The organism is Methylophilales bacterium (assembly GCA_019823025.1).
GTDB lineage: Bacteria > Pseudomonadota > Gammaproteobacteria > Burkholderiales > Methylophilaceae > BACL14.
This window is the reverse complement of the sequence record CP081940.1, coordinates 369,033-391,171: the sequence shown is the minus strand read 5'-3', so window position 1 is coordinate 391,171 and position 22,139 is coordinate 369,033. Positions and strand designations below refer to the sequence as shown.

At 34.1% G+C, this 22,139-nt stretch carries 16 protein-coding genes; 10 read left to right on the top strand and 6 right to left on the bottom strand.

The features are described from left to right. The first annotated feature begins 24 nt into the window (after positions 1-24). Genes K6112_02000 through ispF form a run of 3 tightly spaced genes read left to right on the top strand, consistent with a single transcriptional unit; the run spans position 25 to position 2,427 of the window. On the top strand, positions 25-1,215 hold the full coding sequence (locus K6112_02000) for an ammonium transporter (GenBank protein QZP18143.1): 1,191 nt from the start codon (positions 25-27) through the stop codon (positions 1,213-1,215). 50 nt (positions 1,216-1,265) lie between these two features. Then, positions 1,266-1,958, top strand: coding sequence for a 2-C-methyl-D-erythritol 4-phosphate cytidylyltransferase (gene ispD / locus K6112_01995; GenBank protein QZP18142.1), 693 nt, complete (start codon positions 1,266-1,268; stop codon positions 1,956-1,958). After that, positions 1,951-2,427, top strand: coding sequence for a 2-C-methyl-D-erythritol 2,4-cyclodiphosphate synthase (gene ispF / locus K6112_01990; GenBank protein QZP18141.1), 477 nt, complete (start codon positions 1,951-1,953; stop codon positions 2,425-2,427). The genes ispD and ispF overlap by 8 nt, the downstream gene beginning before the upstream one ends. Positions 2,428-2,435: 8 nt before the next feature. On the opposite strand, the gene K6112_01985 is transcribed toward ispF, so the two are convergent. Together K6112_01985 and trxB are read right to left on the bottom strand one after the other, a co-directional pair. Further along, a complete protein-coding gene (locus K6112_01985; protein ID QZP18140.1) occupies positions 2,436-2,963 on the bottom strand; it encodes a Smr/MutS family protein in 528 nt (175 codons plus the stop codon). Then, on the bottom strand, positions 2,956-3,918 hold the full coding sequence (gene trxB, locus K6112_01980) for a thioredoxin-disulfide reductase (GenBank protein ID QZP18139.1): 963 nt from the start codon (positions 3,916-3,918) through the stop codon (positions 2,956-2,958). The genes K6112_01985 and trxB overlap by 8 nt, the downstream gene beginning before the upstream one ends. 244 nt (positions 3,919-4,162) lie before the next feature. Here trxB and K6112_01975 point away from each other — a divergent pair, with 244 nt between their 5' ends. Genes K6112_01975 through serS form a run of 4 tightly spaced genes read left to right on the top strand, consistent with a single transcriptional unit; the run spans position 4,163 to position 9,559 of the window. Continuing rightward, positions 4,163-6,373 (top strand): DNA translocase FtsK 4TM domain-containing protein, encoded by a 2,211-nt coding sequence (locus K6112_01975; GenBank protein ID QZP18456.1) that lies wholly within the window; start codon positions 4,163-4,165, stop codon positions 6,371-6,373. Then, complete coding sequence (gene lolA, locus K6112_01970) at positions 6,366-6,965, top strand: outer membrane lipoprotein chaperone LolA (protein QZP18138.1); 600 nt, start codon at positions 6,366-6,368, stop codon at positions 6,963-6,965. Before K6112_01975 ends, lolA begins: the two co-directional genes overlap by 8 nt. Then, positions 6,966-8,267, top strand: a complete 1,302-nt coding sequence (locus tag K6112_01965) for a replication-associated recombination protein A (protein QZP18137.1) — start codon at positions 6,966-6,968, stop codon at positions 8,265-8,267. 5 nt (positions 8,268-8,272) lie between these two features. Beyond that, positions 8,273-9,559, top strand: coding sequence for a serine--tRNA ligase (serS, locus tag K6112_01960; protein QZP18136.1), 1,287 nt, complete (start codon positions 8,273-8,275; stop codon positions 9,557-9,559). A gap of 2 nt (positions 9,560-9,561) precedes the next feature. On the opposite strand, the gene rpiA is transcribed toward serS, so the two are convergent. Then, positions 9,562-10,236, bottom strand: coding sequence for a ribose 5-phosphate isomerase A (gene rpiA / locus K6112_01955; protein ID QZP18135.1), 675 nt, complete (start codon positions 10,234-10,236; stop codon positions 9,562-9,564). A gap of 63 nt (positions 10,237-10,299) precedes the next feature. Here rpiA and mfd point away from each other — a divergent pair, with 63 nt between their 5' ends. Then, positions 10,300-13,698, top strand: coding sequence for a transcription-repair coupling factor (mfd, locus tag K6112_01950; GenBank protein QZP18134.1), 3,399 nt, complete (start codon positions 10,300-10,302; stop codon positions 13,696-13,698). Here mfd and K6112_01945 read toward each other — a convergent pair. Both K6112_01945 and K6112_01940 read right to left on the bottom strand, forming a co-directional pair. After that, positions 13,688-16,894, bottom strand: coding sequence for a UvrD-helicase domain-containing protein (locus K6112_01945; protein QZP18133.1), 3,207 nt, complete (start codon positions 16,892-16,894; stop codon positions 13,688-13,690). The genes mfd and K6112_01945 overlap by 11 nt on opposite strands. Continuing rightward, the gene (locus tag K6112_01940; GenBank protein ID QZP18132.1) at positions 16,891-19,545 is read right to left on the bottom strand and encodes a PD-(D/E)XK nuclease family protein; all 2,655 of its coding nucleotides are present in this window, start codon (positions 19,543-19,545) and stop codon (positions 16,891-16,893) included. The genes K6112_01945 and K6112_01940 overlap by 4 nt, the downstream gene beginning before the upstream one ends. Positions 19,546-19,598: 53 nt before the next feature. Between K6112_01940 and K6112_01935 the strand changes: the two genes are divergently transcribed. Next, positions 19,599-20,075: a GreA/GreB family elongation factor gene (locus tag K6112_01935; GenBank protein QZP18455.1), complete on the top strand. Its 477-nt coding sequence runs from the start codon at positions 19,599-19,601 to the stop codon at positions 20,073-20,075. A gap of 40 nt (positions 20,076-20,115) precedes the next feature. Next, positions 20,116-20,688 (top strand): elongation factor P, encoded by a 573-nt coding sequence (efp, locus tag K6112_01930; GenBank protein QZP18131.1) that lies wholly within the window; start codon positions 20,116-20,118, stop codon positions 20,686-20,688. A 5-nt stretch (positions 20,689-20,693) separates the two neighbouring features. Here the strand turns inward: efp and tldD are convergent, their stop codons facing one another. Next, positions 20,694-22,127 (bottom strand): metalloprotease TldD, encoded by a 1,434-nt coding sequence (gene tldD / locus K6112_01925; protein ID QZP18130.1) that lies wholly within the window; start codon positions 22,125-22,127, stop codon positions 20,694-20,696. Positions 22,128-22,139: the final 12 nt, after the last annotated feature.

Genomic DNA, 22,139 nt, shown 5'->3' with positions numbered 1-22,139 from the left:
TAATATACATAAAATAGGTTAAATATGGATAATTTGGTTAGTCAGGGTGATGTTTTATTTGTTCTGCTCGGAGCAATTATGGTCCTCGCAATGCATGCAGGATTTGCATTTTTAGAGGTTGGAACGGTAAGAGAAAAAAATCAGGTCAATGCGTTAGCAAAAATAATGGCAGATTTTTCTATATCTACGATTGCATATTTCTTTATTGGTTATGGTCTAGCTTACGGCATGGATTTTTATGCTGCAGCCAACGTGTTATCGGAAAAAAGCGCATATGAATTAGTTAAGTTCTTCTTTCTTTTAACATTCGCAGCCGCAATCCCTGCAATTGTTTCGGGAGGAATTGCTGAGAGAGCTACTTTTAAACCACAACTTATCGCTTCATTTATTTTGGTAGGTTTTTTGTATCCGTTTTTTGAAGGAATAATTTGGAATGGTAATTTTGGATTTCAAGATTTTTTAAATCAGACTTTTGGCGCACCTTTTAATGACTTTGCTGGATCAGTGGTGGTTCATGGAATGGGCGGGTGGATTGCTTTAGCTGCAGTTTTAATTTTAGGACCCAGACTAGGGCGATATACAAAGGATGGGAGACTAAATGCATTCCCACCATCTAATATTCCATTTCTTGCTTTAGGGTCATGGATACTCACCGTTGGTTGGTTTGGTTTTAATGTGATGTCTGCGCAATCTCTTGAAGGCATTTCGGGTCTTGTGGCAGTGAACTCGCTGATGGCGATGGTCGGAGGCACGCTGGCTTCATTAGTTATTGGTAAAAATGATCCTGGATTTTTATACAATGGACCTCTCGCAGGCTTGGTAGCTGTTTGCGCAGGTTCTAATTTATTTCATCCTCTTGGGGCATTAACTGTTGGTTTGGTAGCAGGTGCTTTATTTGTTTGGAGTTTTTCGCTTACACAAAATAAATGGAAAATTGATGATGTCTTAGGGGTATGGCCGTTACATGGCATTTGTGGTGCATGGGGTGGAATTGCTGCAGGTATTTTTGGGTTAGAATTATTTGGCGGACTTGGTGGGGTTACTTTCATGTCGCAATTGGTTGGTACTATTGCAGGTGTTTTTATAGCCCTTGCAGGCGGCTATATCGTTTACACAGTCATTCATAAAATGTTCAACTTTAGATTGACAGAAGAGGAAGAATTTAATGGTGCTGATATATCCATCCATAAAATTAATTCAATTTCCTCTGAATAAATATTAAAAAGATTAAAACTATATTTTTTTCTGCATGCTAAACTTTTAGTATGCAGAATATACATCTTATTATCCCAGCTGCAGGAGAGAGTTCTCGGATGGAATCCACCACCCCAAAACAATTCTCAAATTTTCATGGAAAAACGATTCTTGAGTTTATTGAGTCCATATTTTCAAAGCTTGTAGCCATAAAAACTATAACAGTCGCGCTTAATAAAAATCAAAAATATATTGAAAGCCTAGGGTGTCAATTTTCAAAAAAAACAACATTAACGGAATGTGGGGGCTCTACTCGATCAGAAACTGTTTTAAATACACTAGAAATTATAGGGGGTGACATCCAAAAAGATGATTGGATTATGGTTCATGATGCTGCCAGGGTCGGCATCACTGAATCGCTTGTGAATAATTTTATAAATGAGGTTGCTGATGATAAAGTTGGGGGGATTTTAGCTATCCCAGCGCTTGATACGGTTAAAAGAGTTGATAAGAAACAACAAATAACTTGTACAGAGAAAAGAGATGAAATTTGGTTGGCTCAAACACCTCAGATGTTCAGATTTAACCTTCTCAAGAGAGCGTTAACATCATTTAAAGGCAACCCAACTGACGAATCTGAGGCAATAGAAGCTCTCGGGTTATCGCCAAAGGTTGTCAAGGGAAGTTTAGAAAATTTTAAGATCACTTATCCTGAGGACTTATTGAGGGTTGATAAACTCATAAAAGGATCCAATCATGATTAGGGTGGGTCAAGGTTACGATGTGCATCAGCTTGTTTCGAAGAGAAAATTAATTCTTGGGGGAGTTTTAATTGATTTTCACCTTGGCTTAAAGGGGCATTCCGATGCAGATGTGTTAATTCACGCTATCATGGATGCACTTCTTGGTGCAAGTGGTATGGGAGATATTGGGCAACACTTTCCTGACACAGACCCTGCCTTTAAAAATGCAAAATCTCGGGATCTTTTGACAAAAGTTATTGGGTTAGTTGAGTCAAAAAAATTTAAGATTATTAATATTGATGCGACCATTATTTGTCAATCACCCAGGTTATCTGAGTTCATTCCTAAAATGATTGAAAATATTGCGGTTGACTGTAAGTGTGAAGAATCACAAGTAAATATCAAAGCTACAACAACAGAAATGATGGGATTTATTGGAAGGTCTGAAGGCATTGCGGCACAATGTTCGTGCTTAATAGAATCATTTTAATTGGTTCTTTAATACTCCTTCAGTAAGACCAGCACAGCACCACTTCCACCATCATGTCGTGGTGCTTCAACATAAGCAATTACCTCTTCTTTTTGTATCAGCCAATTTTTAACTTTGTTGCGTAAAACAGGCTCTTTATTATGAGAGCGTAAGCCTTTACCATGAATAATTTTTATGCACCTCACCTTCTTTTTTTTACAGTCACTAATAAAATTGACAATATATGACTTTGCTTCTTCTGAGATTAGGCCATGAAGGTCAATAGATTTTTGCGTAACCCAATACCCTTTTTTTAACTTATTAAGAATATCTGGTGAATGTCCTTTTTTTAAGTATCTTAGTTCCTCACCTGATTCATTTTCCGTTGAAATAAAATCATCGCTTAAGGACTCAAGTAAGGCTTTTTTTTCATCTTCTATAAATTTTTTTGCTATTGGTTTGGGTTTTTTAATAGCTTTTTGGATCTTAGGCGATTTAATTTTTAAGGGCTTTACCCCCTTGACTGCATCCCTAAATATATCCTCTTCGTTAGTCATTCTTTGAAAGAAATCTCTCCGCATCAAGAGCGGCCATACAACCAGTTCCAGCGCTGGTAATCGCTTGTCTGTAAACATGGTCCTGTACATCTCCTGCGGCAAAGATACCGGGTATACTTGTTTGAGTGAAGTTTCCATCCCTCCCGTATTCTGTAACGATATAACCATTTTCCATTTTAAGTTGTTCTTGGAATAAATCAGTATTTGGTTTATGGCCTATGGCAATAAATACACCTAACAAATCTATTTCTTTAATTTTATTTGAATTAACGTCTTTAATTTTAATTCCAGTTACTCCGCTATCATCACCAATTACTTCATCAAGAGTTTTATGAAGTTCAAGGACTATTTTTCCTTCCTCAACCTTTTCGTGTACTTTATCAACAAGAATTGCCTCAGCTCTAAATTTGTCTCTTCGATGAATCAATGTAACCTTGCTTGCAATGTTTGATAAATAGAGAGCCTCTTCAATTGCTGTATTTCCTCCACCTACAACAGCTACTTCTTTGCCTTTGTAAAAAAAACCATCACAAGTTGCACAAGCTGAAACACCTTTTCCAAGAAATTTATTCTCACTTTCAAGACCAAGGTACATAGCTGAAGCGCCTGTAGAAATAATGAGAGAATCACATGTATATTCAGATTCATCTCCAATCAAGCGGAAAGGTTTTTTTTCTTTAGAGGGTTTAAGAAGGTCGGCTGTATGAATCTGATCAAAAACAATATCAGTATTAAATCTAAGGGCATGCTTTTCAAACCGGCTCATTAGATCAGGACCAAGAACCCCATCAGCATCAGCAGGCCAATTATCAACATCAGTAGTTGTCATCAATTGACCACCTTGTTCAACACCTGTGATAAGTGTTGGTTTTAAATTTGCTCTAGCAGCATAAATCGCTGCGCTATAACCTGCTGGTCCTGATCCAAGGATGATGAGATGGGAATGTTTTGACATAAAGGTTTACTCAGTTTGATTTAAATTAGCATAATTTTAGATGAGCAATCAATATGAATCAAACATTAACTGAATACTATTCATTATTTAATTCTACTATCAGTGCAATTCGTAAACATACTGATATAATTTGGATAAACAAAACGTAAAAATTTAAAAATTGCTATTTACTAAAAAATCAAAAGCTGCGAATAAAAAAATTATTGAATCGCAGGCCTCTACAAGAAAATTAGCAAGTAGGATTATGAGGGAAGCCTCTTGGCTTACGCTACTTTTTCTTGGTGTATATATCACTTTAGCACTAAGCACTTTTTCAGTTAATGATCCTGCATGGACACATAGTGGCGGTAATGAAGTTATTCAAAACTTAGCTGGAGTTGTGGGGGCATACTTTTCTGATCTCATGCTATCAATTTTTGGTTTGTCTGCTTGGTGGCTTGTCTTTCTGAGTATTTATAGTATTTTTCTAATCTATCCAAGAATCGAGGATGAAGGTTATAACAAGAAACATCTTTTAATTGTTCATTACCTTGGTTTTTTATTATTAATATTTTCATCATCTGCTTTTGAGGCGGGCTATATAGTTAAAATTAATGCAAGCTTTCCAACTGAGCAGGGCGGTATGGTAGGCCATTTAACTAACCAATTTATAGTTCAAACCTTCGGCTACGAAGGGGGGCTAATCTTTTTGTTATTCTCATTCGCCATTGGATTTAGTTTGTTTACTGGGTGGTCCTGGATCGTTATCTCTGAGTCCTTAGGTAACTTCATTTTTAACTTCATAACATTTCTTAAAAATTTATATATAGATTGGCAAGATAGAAGGGAGGGTAAAAAACTTGAAAAAGAAAGATTTGTTGTTGTTGAAAAGGAAAGAAAGAAACTCATTGATAGAGAGCCTGTAACCATTGTTGATAATCAAAAAAATACGGAAGAAAGTAAGCGTGCAATCAAAGAAAAACAAAAGAATTTATTTGGTGAGACTGAGCAGGATTTGCCCCCAATTCACCTCTTAGATGAGCCATCAAAAAAAATAAACCCACAAAGTTCCGAGACGATTGAATTTATTTCTCGACTTATTGAAAAAAAATTACTTGATTTTGGAATAGAGGCAAAAGTTATTAATGCTCAACCTGGACCAGTCATAACTAGATATGAGCTTGAACCTGCAGCCGGTGTAAAGGGGAGTCAAGTGATTAATTTATCAAAAGACCTAGCCAGGGCATTATCAGTTTCAAGTATTAGAGTTGTTGAGACCATTCCTGGTAAAACCTATATGGGACTTGAAATACCAAACCCAAATCGACAAATAGTATTTCTATCTGAAATAATGAATTCAAAAATATTCGCGGACACACCAAGCTTACTTACTATAGCCCTTGGTAAGGACATTGCGGGTAACCCAGCGGTTGCTGATATTTCAAAAATGCCGCATTTATTAATTGCTGGGACAACGGGGGCTGGTAAATCGGTGGCAATTAACGCATTGGTTTTGAGCTTGTTGTATAAAGCAACGTCCGATCAGGTAAAAATGATTTTGATTGATCCTAAGATGTTAGAGCTTTCTGTTTACGATAATATTCCTCATTTACTGTCTCCCGTCATAACCGACATGAGTCAAGCGAGCCATGCGCTAAATTGGGCTGTTGCTGAGATGGATAAAAGATATAAGCTTATGTCAGCTTTTGGCGTGAGAAACCTTGCTGGTTTTAATCAAAAATTAAAAGAGGCTGCAATAAAAGATAAGCCTTTAACTAATCCGTTTAGCCTTAACCCTGAGGAGCCAGAGGTTCTTGAGGAGCTACCTTTAATAGTCATCGTCATTGATGAGCTAGCAGATCTGATGATGGTAATGGGTAAAAAAATCGAGGAATTAATTGCAAGGCTTGCGCAAAAAGCGAGAGCGTCTGGAATACATTTAGTTCTGGCAACGCAGCGACCTTCAGTTGATGTTATTACGGGGTTAATAAAAGCAAATATTCCTTCACGAATTGCGTTTCAGGTATCAAGCAAAGTTGACTCAAGAACCATACTTGATCAAATGGGGGCTGAAACATTACTAGGTAAGGGTGATATGCTCTATATGCCACCAGGAACTAGCTATCCTGACCGAATTCATGGTGCATTTGTTTCCGATCAAGAGGTCCATAAGGTGGTTGATTTCCTTAAATCAAAAGGGACTCCGCAATATATAGATGAGGTTTTAAATCCAATCGAAGTTGATGGCGTATCTGATGGAGGTGAAATTGGAGGAGAAAAGGACCCATTATATGACGAGGCAGTTCAAATTGTGATTCAATCAAAAAAGGCCTCTATTTCCTATGTGCAGAGAAACCTCAGGATTGGCTATAATCGCGCAGCAAGAATTATTGAAGATATGGAAAAAGCAGGGTTAGTTACCCCTATGCAAAGCAATGGTAATAGAGAAATAATTACATCAAATACAAATGATTAAATTTATAATTTTATTTTTTCTCTCTCTGAGTGTTTGCGCTGAAAATAATAAATTAGAAAAAATTCTTGTTAAATTAAATTCGTTTAATGCAGAATTTACCCAAATTGTAAAAGACTCAACTAACCAACTAATTGATGAGTCCATTGGCAGAGTTATGTTTATGAAGCCAAATTATTTTCGATGGGAGTATAAAGCACCCTCAGAAAATGAAATTATTAGTGATGGTGAGTTTCTATATTTATACGACCCAGATTTAAAGCAGGTGATTGTCAGTAAGCTTGATAAGCAAGTAGGTATTAGTCCAGCAATGCTTCTGGTATCAGATAATGTTCATGAATTTTTTAATACAAAATTAATTTCAAACTCAAGCAATTCTTCAAAATATAAAGCAACACCAAAGGATCTAGATCGAGCTTTTTTTAAGCAGGTCGTTTTTAAATTTAACTTTGACCAACTCAAAGAAATGAAAATTACAGATAATTTTGATAATGAAACAACAATTCAATTTTCTAAAATAATTCAAAACCAAGATATCAATGTGGGTAAATTTTTATTTAATTATCCTGATGGCATTGATGTGATTAAAAATTAGATGACCTCTAAAATCTCAATACCACTTGCCGAAAAATTAAGACCAAAAACGCTTGATGAGATTGTTGGCCAAACCGACATTTTTTCCAAAGGTAAATCTTTAAGGGTTGCGATTGAGACAGGAAATCTTCCCTCTATTATTTTATGGGGACCACCAGGTGTTGGGAAGACAAGTATTGCAAAAGTTATATCGAATACGATAGACGCACACTTTATTTCTATTTCAGCAGTTTTATCTGGGGTAAAAGAAATTAGAGAGTCTATTGATAAAGCTGAATTTATGAGAGATCAACAAAATAAAAAAACAATTTTATTTGTTGATGAGGTGCATAGGTTCAACAAAAGCCAACAAGATGCGTTTTTACCTCATATTGAATCAGGATTAATTGTATTTATTGGGGCTACGACAGAAAATCCATCTTTTGAAGTTAATTCAGCACTACTAAGTCGCTGCCAGGTCTTCTCATTAAAAGCACTAACAACAGAAGAGCTAGATAAAATTCTTAAGAGAGCAATAGGTGAATTTAATGATTTAACCATTACTGATGATGCAAAAAAAATAATTTTTGAATTCTCAGATGGGGATGGGCGAAAACTAATTAATTTGTTGGAGATAGTTTGTTTAAAGGCTTTAACAGAAAAAAATTTAAAGATTGATTCTGACGATATTAAAAAAACTATGTCTGATAAATCAAGGCGCTTCGATAAGGGAGGAGAGCAATTTTATGATCAAATTTCAGCATTACATAAATCGGTTAGAGGTTCAAACCCAGACGCTGCACTTTACTGGCTTTTAAGAATGCTCGACGGTGGAGCTGATCCATTATATTTGGCAAGGCGCATTATAAGGATTGCTATTGAGGATATTGGTATCGCTGATCCAAGAGCACAAACAATGGCTTTAGAGGCCTATCAAATTTATGAAAGGCTAGGTTTTCCTGAGGCAGAACTAGCCTTAAGTAACGCCGTTATTTATCTATCAATGGCACCAAAGAGCAATAGTGCTTACCAGGCATTTAATACAGCTAAGTCCTTTATACAGAATCAAGGACATCTTGATGTTCCCATGCACCTTAGAAATGCACCCACAAAATTAATGGATAATATGGGTTATGGAAAAAACTATCGTTATGCGCACAATGAAAATCATGCTTATGCTGCTGGAGAAAAATATTTTCCTGACGAGATAGACCCTGTAGAATTTTATAATCCAACAGACCGTGGATTAGAAAAAAAAATTAGTGAAAAAAAAGAGTTTTTGAAACAATTAGATCAACATTACAACAAAAATAAAACGGAATAACTTTTATGATAGATATTAATTTACTTAGAAATAATATTGATGAGGTTGAATCTAGGTTAAATTCAAGAGGTTTTAAGATTGATAAAAAAAGCTTTATCGGCCTTGAAAATGAAAGAAGAAATTTGCAAGTCAAGGTCCAGGAGCTTCAAGAATCAAGAAACGACCTCTCTAAAAAAATAGGCGTTGAAAAATCAAAGGGGAAAGATGTCACTGAGCATATGCAGTCGGTAGGTCAAACAAATGATTTACTGAAAGTGCAAAATGGTGCCCTAGAGGAAGTACAAAATAAAATCCAAGAATTTTTACTCGATATACCCAATTTAGCTCACGAGTCAGTTCCGATTGGACAAAGCGAGAACGATAACGAAATGATAAGGGAAGTGGGAGAAAAAAAAGAATTTTCTTTTAAGGTAAAAGACCATGTAGATATAGGAGAAAGTTTAGGTTTAGATTTTGATTTAGGAGTAAAGTTATCTGGTGCCAGATTTACTTCTATTCGATCTGGTCTTGCAAGTCTGCATAGAGCTCTCGGTCAATTCATGTTAGATATACAAACTCAAGAACATGGTTATGAGGAGTGTTACACACCTTACTTGGTTAACTACGATTCACTTAAAGGTACAGGGCAGCTACCAAAGTTTGAAGAGGATTTATTTATCACAAAGAAAGGGGGTAGTGATGAAAAGCTATATCTAATTCCAACTGGCGAAGTCCCCTTAACCAATTTTGTAAGAGATAGTATAGTTGATTTAAATGAATTACCCATCAAACTGACAGCCTTAACTCCTTGTTTTAGATCCGAAGCTGGCTCTTATGGAAAGGATACGCGGGGGATGATCAGACAGCATCAGTTTGATAAGGTTGAGCTTGTTCAGATATGTCATCCTAGCCAGAGCTATGATGTGCTTGATGAAATGCTTAGCCATGCAGAGCTTATTTTAAAAAAATTAGCACTTCCATACAGGGTGATGAGTTTATGTTCAGGAGATATGGGTTTTGGGGCTGCCAAGACCTTTGATATTGAAGTTTGGATGCCATCACAAGATTGCTACAGAGAAATATCCTCTATTTCTAACTGCGAGGATTTTCAAGCAAGAAGATTAAAGGCTAGATTTAAAGACAGCGATAAGAAAAATAAACTACTTCATACATTGAATGGTTCAGGCATTGCAGTGGGAAGAGCGATGGTTGCAATTATTGAAAATTATCAATTAGAGAATGGAGATGTTGAGGTGCCAAAGGCATTGGTTTCATATATGAATGGAGTCAAGATCATTCAATCTAAAAATTAAAACTAAATTGATATTTTTTTTACCTTTCCCGCATCAGCGACAATAGCCAATGAAGCCAATTTTAAAAACAAACCATGCTCAAAAACACCGGGGATGTTAGCTATGTCCCTTGCGAGATCGTCCAAATTTGAATAATTAAACTCGCAATCAAGTACAAAGTTTCCATAGGATGAGATAGCAAATGCATTTTTCTCCATATTTTCTCTAACTACACATTTTTTTGCAATTTTCTCAACTAAACTTTTTGTAATTTTCCATGCAATTGGCGTAATTTCGATAGGAATTGAGTAATTTTGACCGATTTTAGAAACAATTTTGGAATTATCACCTATCACAATAAACTTTTCACTCATTTGCGCTAAGAGCTTTTCTCGAATCAGATCGAAACCGCGACCCTTAAGTATCTCTAAATCTTGAGTTATTTCATCAGCACCATCAACATAGAGATCAATTGAGGTAACTTGATCAATAGATATGTAATTTAATTTTGCATCATTTGCTTTTTTCTGGCTAATGACCGAGCTTGCCACCACAGATATATTCAATGATTCATTGCTGATTTTTTCCGCAAGCATTTTAATAAAAATATCTGCTGTAGAGCCGGTCCCAAGGCCAACAATTGAATTATCCTCAACATAATCAAGTGCGGCATACGCTACTAATTCTTTATCATTCATGAAAACTCATTTCAATTAATTCATTCATGCTTATAATACCTCCTTGATTAAAGATAGCAATTAATGGCAACGTCGCAAAAGAAAAACCTTTTGAAGAAAGGATTTATGTTTGAAACTAATACCTCTCATAGCATCGAGATTGGTAGGATTTTTTACAGCCATCTAAAAGACAAAAAAAAATCATTAAATATATTTACCGCGAATGTATTTGACGCTATCTCACTAAAAGAAGAATTAATATGGTTCTATCCTGAATTAAGAATTAATCATTTGCCTGACTGGGAAACACTTCCCTACGATCAAATATCACCCCATCCAGAACTTACTTCAGAAAGGTTACTTGCTCTTTATCAGATGACACAGAATGAGTTTGATATCAACCTTTTACCAATTACAACTGCCTTACATTTTCTTCCCCCTAAATCTTATATAGAAAAATTTAGTTTTGATTTTAAAGTAAAGCAAGAGGTGGATATTGAGGCATTTAAAAACAGATTGATTGAAAATGGTTACTTTAATGTCGATAAGGTTTTAAGCCCTGGAGAGTTTGCGATTCGTGGCAGCATTATTGACATTTATCCAATGGGCTCAATCGTCCCCTACAGAATCGATTTTTTTGGAAATGAAATTGATACGATAAGGACGTTTGATGTTGATACACAGCGTGGCTTGTATCCAACAAATAAAATCAAACTGTTACCAGCAAGAGAATTTCCTATTGACGTTGATGGCGTTAGTCAATTTCGGAAAAATTATCGTGAAAAGTTTAACGGGGACTTATCTAAATCAAAGCCATACAAAAATATCAGCAAAGGGACACCATTTGCTGGTATTGAATGGTATCTGCCTCTATTCTTTGAAAATACCAATACAATTTTCGATTACATTAACCCTAGTGACCTTACTCTTCAGTTAGGAGATGTGCATAAAGCTGCCTTAGACTATCAATCTGAAGCGCAGAGTAGATTCCGTCTGTATGCATACGATCCTGAAAGACCTATCTTAGAAATAACTGATCTATTATTACCAACTGATCAATTTTTCAAAAAAATTAACCAATCTGAACAAATAAAAAAAACAAAAATTTCCACACCAACTCAATTCGATGTTGCTATAGACAGAGACGATTTACCGCCCTTGAGGAAATTAAAACAACTCATAGGCAACAGTAAAAAAAGGATTTTGATTTGCACAGATGGCTTAGGTCGCCGAGAGTCGATTGCTGAATTATTAAAGCAGTCAGACCAAAATTTTAAAGAAATTGAGACTTGGCAAGATTTTACTTTATCAGATCAAAAAGTATGTTTAATCTCAAGCCCTCTTCATAAAGGATTTTTTCATGATGAGTTTATAGTAATCACCGAAAATGAAATTTTTCCTAACTTCGTTAAGCAAATTAAGAAAAAAAATAGAAATAAGAGCTTTAATGAAGAAGGGATTGTTAAGGATCTCACAGAGCTTAATGTAGGAGACCCTGTGGTTCATGAGCTTCATGGGGTAGGCAGATACCAGGGCCTGGTTGATTTAGATTATGGTGATGGCATGACTGAGTTTTTGTTACTGCACTACGAGCGGGATGATAAGCTTTACGTCCCAGTCTCAAATCTTTTTTTAGTTTCAAGGTATGCGGGTGGTCCAAGTGAGTCAGCACCCATCCATAAACTAGGGAGTGGGGCATGGGATAAAGCAAAAAAGAAAGCATTACTGCAAATTCATGATACTGCCGCAGAATTACTGGATCTATACGCAAAAAGATCAATTCAACGAGGTTATAGCTCAAAAATAAACCTTAAGGATTACGAAGTTTTTTGTGATGAGTTCCCATTTGAGGAAACAATAGATCAACAAACAGCCATTGAAAAAGTAATTCACGATATGGAATCTCCCAAACCCATGGATAGATTAATATGCGGTGATGTGGGATTCGGAAAAACAGAAGTCGCTCTGAGGGCAGCGTTTATTTCAGTCTTAAATAATAAACAAGTAATTATTTTAGTCCCAACAACCCTCTTAGCAGAACAGCATTTTTCAAATTTTAGTGATAGGTTTGCAAAATGGCCAATAAAGATTGAAGAAATATCAAGGTTTAAATCAAAGAAACAACAATTAGAGTCCTTGAAAAAGCTTGAAAATGGGCAAATAGATATAATTATTGGGACACATCGATTAATTCAACCTGACGTTAAATTTAAAGATCTTGGGCTCATTGTGATTGATGAGGAGCATAGATTTGGTGTTCGGCAAAAGGAAAAGCTAAAGGCATTCAGAAAAAATGTTGATGTCTTAGCACTCACAGCCACACCAATACCAAGAACTTTATCAATGGCGATGGAGGGATTAAGAGAGTTTTCAATCATTTCTACCCCCCCTGAAAAAAGGCTTCCTATTAAAACTTTTGTCGTTAATTCTAGCCAAGGTATTATAAATGAGGCTGTTTCGAGAGAGTTTAATAGAGGGGGGCAGGTATATTTCCTTCATAATGAGGTTAATACCATTCAGTTTATGTATGAAAAGCTGTCTAAACTGCTGCCCGATGCAAGAATTGGTATTGCTCACGGCCAACTCAAGGAAAAAGAACTAGAAAGTGTGATGCAAGACTTCCATCAACATAGAATCAATATACTACTTTGTTCTACAATCATTGAAACCGGTATCGATATCCCATCTGCCAATACAATCATCATGAATAGAGCTGACAAGTTTGGGCTTGCACAGCTTCATCAACTGCGTGGAAGGGTAGGACGGTCGCACCATCAGGCATACGCTTACTTAATAATAGATGAAGATAGAAAGTTAACATCAAACGCAAAAAAACGACTGGAGGCCATTCAACTCATGGAGGACTTAGGGGCGGGGTACCATCTAGCCATACATGATCTAGAAATTCGTGGTGCTGGTGAGCTCCTTGGCGACAATCAGAGTGGTCAAATGCATGAAATTGGCTTTAGTTTGTATATGGAGATGTTAAATAAAGCAATTAAACAACTCAAATCAGGAGAGGAACTGGATATAGAAAAACCAATTACATCTAATCGAGAGATTAACCTTCATACCCCAACCATACTCACTCAAACATACTGCCCTAACACTAACGAAAGGCTAGTAATTTATAAAAGATTTTCAAGCTGTAAGAGTCAAGATGAATTAGTAGCACTAAAAGAAGAATTGATAGATAGGTTTGGCCAAATGCCAGAACAAACTAAGGATCTTGTAATATTTCATAAATTAAGAATAGATATAGCATCAACAGAAATAATAAAAATTGATTCAAATAAAAAATCAACCGAGATCACATTTCAGAAAAACGCTAGCATCGACCCAATAAAATTAATTGATTTAATTCAAAGTGATCATCGATTTAAGATGAACGGACCTGATAAATTAAAAGTTGCCCTAGAAGAAGAAGAGGTCGCAAAAAGAGTAACATTTATTACAAAAAAAATTGATGACCTCAAAGTTTAATTAATTTTCCTTGAGGAGCAAAGTAAATAGCTTTTTGAATTTGATATTTATTATCAAATAATGATTCATACATTTCAAGCTGAGCTATATGTTTTTTTGCTTCAAGGTCTAAATTTTTATCATTAAATACAACTTTATAATCTACAATCCATCGTTTATTGTCTTTAATAAAAGTTCGATCAGGGATTCGAAGTTTAAATGAATTTCCCTCATTAAATAAATATTCAGCCTCCATCATGTCGTCTTGGTAAAGTTGGTAAATCCATTTTCCATCTTCGCTATTTAGTAAGGAACTTAATGAGTTATCCACTATCTTGAGAGCTTCTTTTATTTCACTGGGTTTGAACCTATTATCATCAAAAAGTGACTTTATAAAATCTAATTTTTTACTTAATATTTCTTTTATATCTAACTGATTTTTAATAATTAATTTATAATAGTTATGAATTAATGTCCCAGTGAATGTATAAATATCATTTTCATAGCTTTTCTTTATTTCTTGATCAATAGATATTGGCTGTGCCTCTATTTCTTGCGAATAATGGTCTATTGTTAAGCGCCGTAATCCTGGAATATAGGTAACATTATCTATAGGATTTTCTGATTTAATTTTTATGATTTTTTCATTTTTGACAATTGGCCATAAAATATTTAGAAAACTATTTCTTTCAATATTTGGTTCATTCTCAATTTCTATAAGTTTATCTTCCTTAATTGTTTTTTCATTTCCTTTCTCTTCAATTTTTTTCTCATTAATCGAAAAAATTAAATGGCATTCTTTTTTTGCTCTAGTGATAGCGACATACAATAGTCTTGTTTGCTCATTTTTTATCCTAACCCTTTCTTTTTTCCAGTTGTAGTCAAAAAGGTTTTCTGTCTTTTCATTATTATTCTTAATTGAAATTAAATTGTCACCATCAAGAAGTATTAAGGGTTTTTCGTCAGGCTTTACTCCTCTATTTAGGTTTGGAATGATTACACATTCATACTCTAGTCCCTTTGCAGCATGTATCGTCGAAATTGTAACTGGATTTTCATGATCTGAATTGTTGTTAATATTTATATCCTCTGAGATCTTAGTTAATTTTTTAAAATCTATTGATAATGAATTACTGCATTCATCAACTAGATCTAGAAACGTGTCTATGTGTTCTAATTCACCATAGTCTTTTAAGCACTTTTCTCCCATCAGCATTCTCCATACCGATTCTATGAAAAATCGATGAGATACTCTCCCTCTAAAGCCTATAGTCTTTGAAATAACATCTCTTACAAAATACAGTCTCTTTTTATTATTACTATCAAGCTTATTAGTGATACTGAGGTCATTAATAACATCCCAAGCGTCCCTGTTGTGATTATTTTCAAATAAGATAGAAAGCGAGTTAAGGTCTAGCCCACACCATGGTGCCCTTAATATAGCTATCCAGTGAGCCTTATCATCGTGGTTATAAAGTGCCTTGGTGAGAGACATAATATCTTGGTATATTTGTTGATCCTTGACTTGATCAATCCCAATGGCTTTAAAAGGGATGCCTTCACGATTCATTTCATCAATAATCTCTTTTACAGTGAGTCGTGTTCGAGTTAGTAAAGCTATTTCAAGATCGGGAGTTTTTTTTCTAAGCTCAACTATTTTCTCAACCACAAATTTTGCCTCCACCTCAAACAAGCTTTTTTTAGTAAACGTACTTATTTGAAGGTGATGAATTGAAACTCCGGCACCTTTTAAGTCTTCTTTTCCATATTTAAAAGGTAGATAACTGACAGCACCTTTATCTGAATCTTCTTGTGGAAATATATTGGGCATATTTAGGTTACACCAGTCAATGATATGCCTACAAGACCTAAAATTTTTATTTAACTCTCGTTTCTTTAATTTTAATCCACCAATACCGTTTTTCTTGGTATTAATAAAATGCTTAACTTCAGCTTTTCTAAATCTGTATATAGATTGCATTGGGTCACCGACTAATAACATGGATTTATTTGGATCATTAAGAAAATTATTCATAAGTAATGCTATAAATTCTAATTGTGAGTCATTGGTATCCTGGAATTCGTCAACTAAGATATGAGAGACGTCGTGACCAAAAACATCTTCAATTGGACGTTCTTTTAAAACCTCAATTGCTGTTAATTGCACCTCAGTAAAATCAATTTGGTTTTCACTTTTTAGAACTAACTTTAGTTCTGCATACATAAGCCTTAATAATCTAAATAAGGAAGGCATTATTGGAAAAATATCTTTTATATTTTCTTCATTTAATACATTACTAAAATCTTTTATAATACTAATTTTATTATTTTTTTTTACAAATATTTTATTTATTATATCAAGCATATCATCTTTAAATTTTGCTCTAATAGTATGCTCTTTGGTAAAGATTAAACTAAGTAAGTCTTTCCAAGATTCTGCATTTTTTGGATTAAACTGATGTTGTAACTCAGGATTTTTTTTTGATTTTAGCTCTATGAAAATTGCACTTAATTCTTCAATCTCTAATGAAGTAAATAACTTATTTATCTCATCAATCCTTCGTTCTATTTCCTTATGGTAGGAACTAATATAAAGCTCGTTAATTTCGCGATCGTTAAATTCTGAGGACCTAATAAGGTGTGTTAACCATTGGTCTCTTTTTTTCATTATTTTCACAAATTGATTAACTATTGTCTGGTGATTTTCATTAAGATATAAAAGTACCTTCTCGACATCCTGATAATTTTGAGGTTCTTTTATAACTTCATTAATGGCTATTTCATATAAGTCATCAAGGTACTCAGATAACTCCTCTACTTTTGGGTATTCACCCAAGAGCGGTTCTTTTAGCAATATTTGAAATGCTAATGAATCTATAGTCATTATTTTTAAATTGCCTATATAGTTATCGTCCCAATTATATTTTTTGGAGAGCTTATTTAATTTTTTTTGTATAAGAGGGCCATCAAAGGTCTCGTCCTTTGATTCAAGAATCTTCTGAACTTTATTCCTCATTTCGTTTGCTGCTTTTTTTGTGAATGTCAACGCAATAATTTCGTTTGGGTCATTAACTTCTAATAGACGTTTTATGATTCTCTTAGCTAAAACCGTTGTTTTTCCTGATCCCGCTGGGGCAGAAAGTATAAAAGAACTTGGATTATCAATAACCTCAGTCCTTACTTTTTCATCACTAATTTCATTTGTTGACATCATCATTTAGGAAATTTATGGTAATAGTCTTTATCTTTACAATCAGGTATACGAAGAATAGATTTTACTTTACAGTACTTCAAATCATCCTCATCAAATATAACCTCAGCCTTTCCCTCTAGGTAGTCTGTGGCTATTGAATTGATTTTTTTATACCAAAGCTTTAATAAATCATCCCATTTTCTAATATCTGGATTTTTTTTATTATTAAATTTTACGGAGGGAGCAAGCTGTTCATTCGATACACCACTAATCGTGCATTTTTTTCTGTTTATTTTTCCGTACACAACTCCATCAATATCTTTATGACTGTTAAAGCATGCGTAGATGGGAAGCTGTAAACTCTTTAAGCTATCCATATTATAGAGACTATTGATTGATTCTGTTTCTCCAGTCTTGTAATCAATAATAATTTTTTTATTTGAATTGATTAAATCAATTCGATCAATTTTTATATTAAATTGGACACGATTAATACTTATTTGATGTTTTTCTTCCCTGCTTATAACTTCAAAATTATGGTCACGATTTTTTTCTAAGTCTAGCCAATTAGTTAAGGCAACTTTAAGCTGCTTCCTTTCTGTTTCAATAAGAACTTTTGGCATCATGGGATATTTTTTTTTATGGTCAGCAATTACAGTGTCAATAACATTATCAATTTTTAATGCTAAATCAGGGTCTAGTGGCGTATTAAAAAGTATATCTGAGTTCTTCATAGACCCCCAAAAAAGCTCTAATGATTTATGTATAAGGTTTCCTCTAGCCATTGGTGATATTTCATCTTCTAAATCATATTCAAAGCTTTCTGCGCCAAGTCTGAAGCTATAAAATGCCCATGCTGGGCAAACTAGCTGAGCCTCTAAGCATTTAATCCCTTGATGAAGATTAACGGAGTTAGAGTTCAGGGCTGGTGCTATATGATCTTTTATCCATTCATGATTATCATTGTGATTGCTCAATTCTTTTTTATTTACATATTCCTCATCAGAAATAATTTCAATTTCTTTTGGTAATTTAGTTTTTTCAATAACTGAATCTTCATCATTTTTTGAGTATGAAATTATTATGTTTTCTGAAGAATTTCTAATTCTCTTAAACTTATTCTCAAGGTCAATTTTCAAACTATGCTTGTCATTAATATGGTATTTATCTTGAATTTTATTTGATAAAAATGGATTGCCTTGATTGTTTCCTGGGTAGTAAATTTCATTCATATTCATTACCCAAATCGCATCATATTTTTTTATTGGGTATTCATCAAATCCATATATATCTACTGTTGCACTATCGTTAAATGGCCCGGGAACAAAACCTTCTAAGTAAAAGCTCAATTTCTCTATATACTCTGAAAATATAACTTTTTTTGTAAATATTTTATTTAGACTTAATTGATGTAGTAATTTATAGAAGTTCTCTAAATTATTGATTTCAAATGTTAATAATTTATTAATATCTCCTAATTTAATGGTTTCTAAGAATAATCTTGTAATAGTTACCCATTCACTTATAGAATTAGATTTATCCCATAATGCTTGATTCTTTATGATTTCGTTAAGGACGATTTCAAGTTTATTCAGATCTAAATCTTTTAATTTAGTATCATTTCGAATCATCCCCATTAACTTAGTAAGGTTAATTTTTTTTATATTTTTACTGGAAATATACTGGGCTAATTTCTCTCTATTTTTTTGCTCATCTGCGTCAATCCAATTATTGAATTTTAGTAAATCACAAATAATTTCTGTCGTGACTTCTGCTTTCAAATTAAGTTTTATTAGATTAAATGTCGCACAAATTATTGGCTCTTTTGATAGCGGTCTTCGGAGGCTTGAGTTGTAGATATTTTCATGGTCAATACTTGTAAATATTTTTGGTTGAATTTCTCGATCGATATGGTTTTGAAGCTTTATTTGAAATCGTTCTAACGCTGGGCTTATTATTAGAAGGCGGTTTTGATTTTGTTTTTGTTTCTCCTTAATCCACTCTGTAACAGCATATAACTCTTTCTTATAGTTCTGGCATGCATATACTTTTATTTCACTTCTACCCTTTTTAATCACTTCGTGCTTTGTTACCTCATTTGTTCTACTTAGCACCTCAATTAATTTGTTATAGATAGTTATGTTGGTATCAGAACCTATTATGTATAGAGACTGCCCATTAATAATATTTTTATCTTCTTGTTGTTCAATAAAAAAGGGTATGAATTCATACAATGGATTTACATTAAGATGCTTACATCTTTCTTTAAATTTATCCCTCCACTTCATAATAATTCCGTTTGTTGCAGTATTAGCTTCTAAATCCTCATTATTTACGCAATATTCTTCAATTTGTTTATTCGCCACTCTCGCTAACTGACATAGTCTTCCTATGGTATGTTGCGTAAAATCTCTCTTTGCCACATCATTTTCAGCTTTTATAATTTCTTCCCATATAAACTTCTCTTCTATCCCATTAAGTAATTTGAAATTTTTATCTGAAAATTTAATCATGCAGAATTCTTCAAATTGCTCAAATAGCCAACGATCAATTACTTTAATTTTTGGAATCGGGGTATTTTTATTTTGACTTTTATTCTGAAATATCAACTGAATATCATGAACTTGATTTTCAGTCTGGCATAAAATCGCATTATAAGAATTGTTAAACATCATGGATAATTGTAACTCGACAAATAGGAATTAGTTTTAATTAAAATTATTAGGAAATATTTATTAAAAATTATATAACACCCGAAGGTTTTAAAAAATTACAGGATGAACTTAATCAATTGATAAAAGCTGAACGACCAGAGATTGTCCAGATTGTAAGTTGGGCAGCTGGAAACGGAGATCGAAGCGAAAATGGTGATTATATTTATGGGAAAAAAAAGTTAAGACAAATAGATTCTAGGATTAAGTTTCTTACTTCTATAATTGAAGATGCAAATATTATCTATCCAAACGATCAAATAAATACAGATAAGATTTTTTTTGGGGCCTATGTTGAGTTATGTCAAGGAAAGAGTAAAAAAAAATTAAATCTAAGGATTGTCGGTCAGCATGAAACAACACATGATAAACAATATATAAGCTGGGTATCGCCTTTGGGAAAATCATTATTAGGTCGAGAAAGGGAAGAGGTAGTGAGTGTAGATATTAATGGCGTTCATACTACCTATACAATTATTAAGATTGATTATTAAAAAGGTATAATCAAAAAAATTTTTATTTTGAGGGGTTGCAATGAAAACAGCACAAGAGGTAAGGGTGGGTAATGTAATTATTGTTGATGGGGATCCTATGGTGGTTCTTAAGTCAGAATATAATATTTCAAAGTCGGGCCGAAGGCAGAATGCTGCTATTGTTAAAATGAAAATGAAAAATTTGCTTACTGATAACGCGGCAGAAAAGATTTATCAAGCAACGGATAAATTTGATTTAGTTATCTTAGAAAAAAAAGAGGTAACGTACTCTTATTTTTCTGACCCAAATTATATATTTATGGATTCAGATTTTAATCAATATGAAATTGATCAGGATGCTATGGAGAGCACATTAAAATTTCTAGAGGATGGCATGGCCTGTGAAATCGTTTTTTATGAACAAAGGCCGATATCAGTAGAGCTTCCAAATTCAGTAATTAGAGAAATAATCTATACAGAACCTGCTGTAAAGGGTGACACAACTTCAGGTAAGGTTATGAAGCCAGCAAAGCTAAGTACAGATTTTGAGCTTATGGTCCCTATATTTTGTGATAATGGTGACAAGATTGAGATTGACACAAGAACGCTTGAATATAAAAATCGCGTTAAATAAAGGTTTTAATTTGTCCCACCAACTACGATATTATCAATTTTCAAAGTAGGCTGCCCAACGCCGACAGGAACACTCTGACCATCCTTGCCGCAGGTACCCACCCCAGAATCAAGACTTAGGTCATTGCCTACCATACTTACTTGTTTTAGGATGTCTGGACCGTTTCCAATAATCGTAGCTCCTTTTACTGGATGGCTAATACGACCATCTTTAATTAAATAAGCCTCAGAGGCTGAAAAAACAAATTTGCCGCTTGTGATATCAACTTGCCCACCTCCAAAATTATTGGCGTACAAACCATTTTTTACCGACTTTATAATCTCTTCTTTGGTATGATTTCCATTTAGCATATATGTATTAGTCATTCTTGGCATGGGCAGGTGAGCATATGACTCCCTTCTTCCATTGCCTGTCACCTCCATGTTCATTAATTTTGCATTCTGCGCATCTTGGATATATCCAACTAACTTTCCATCTTCAATGAGCGTTGTATTTTTTGTGGCATTACCCTCATCATCAACATTTAATGACCCTCGTCGATCATCAATGGTCCCGTCATCAACAATGTGAATCCCTTTGGCAGCTACTTGTTGCCCCATTTTATTACTAAATGCGGAGGTACCTTTTCGATTGAAGTCTCCCTCTAAACCGTGTCCAATTGCTTCATGGAGCAGTATTCCTGGCCAACCTGAACCTAATACAACAGTCATCGAGCCGGCAGGAGAAGCGTCAGCCTCTAAATTTATGAGCGCACTATCTACAGCCTCTTTTGTATACTTGGATAATATTTCATCATCAAAATAATTAAGACTATATCTTCCACCTCCACCCGAGGAGCCTTGCTCTCGCTTTCCTTTTGATTCAACAATAACCGAAACTGACAAACGAACCAAAGGTCTAACATCTTCGACTAGATGGCCAAAATGATTTTGAATTAAAATAATATCGTAGCTACAAGCAAGTGAGGCAGATATTTTTGAAACTAAGGGGCTTAGAGTTTTAGCAAGCCTATCAATTTTTTCTAAAATCATTATTTTTTCATTATTTTCAATGCTTTGTGTAGGATCTTCATCGATATATTTTTGTGAAGGCGTGTTATCTTTAGGTAGTTGGTAAATAGTCCCTTTACCTTGGCTGCCCATTGAATTTATAGCTTTGACAGCCGCTTTTAATGCAGCATTTGAAATATCGTCAGAGTAGGTGAAAGCCGTTTTTTCGCCTGAAATTGATCGAATACCCACCCCCTGATCAATTGAATAACTTCCATTTTTTACCACACCATCTTCAAGTGACCAAAATTCATTTTTGCTATATTGGAAATAAATATCTGCATAATCAACAGAATTATTTTTAATATCGTCTAGATATTTAATAATATTTTGATGACTAAGGTCACTTTTATCAATAATAAATTTGTTTGAAAATTGAAAGTCTTGCATATTATTTATAGT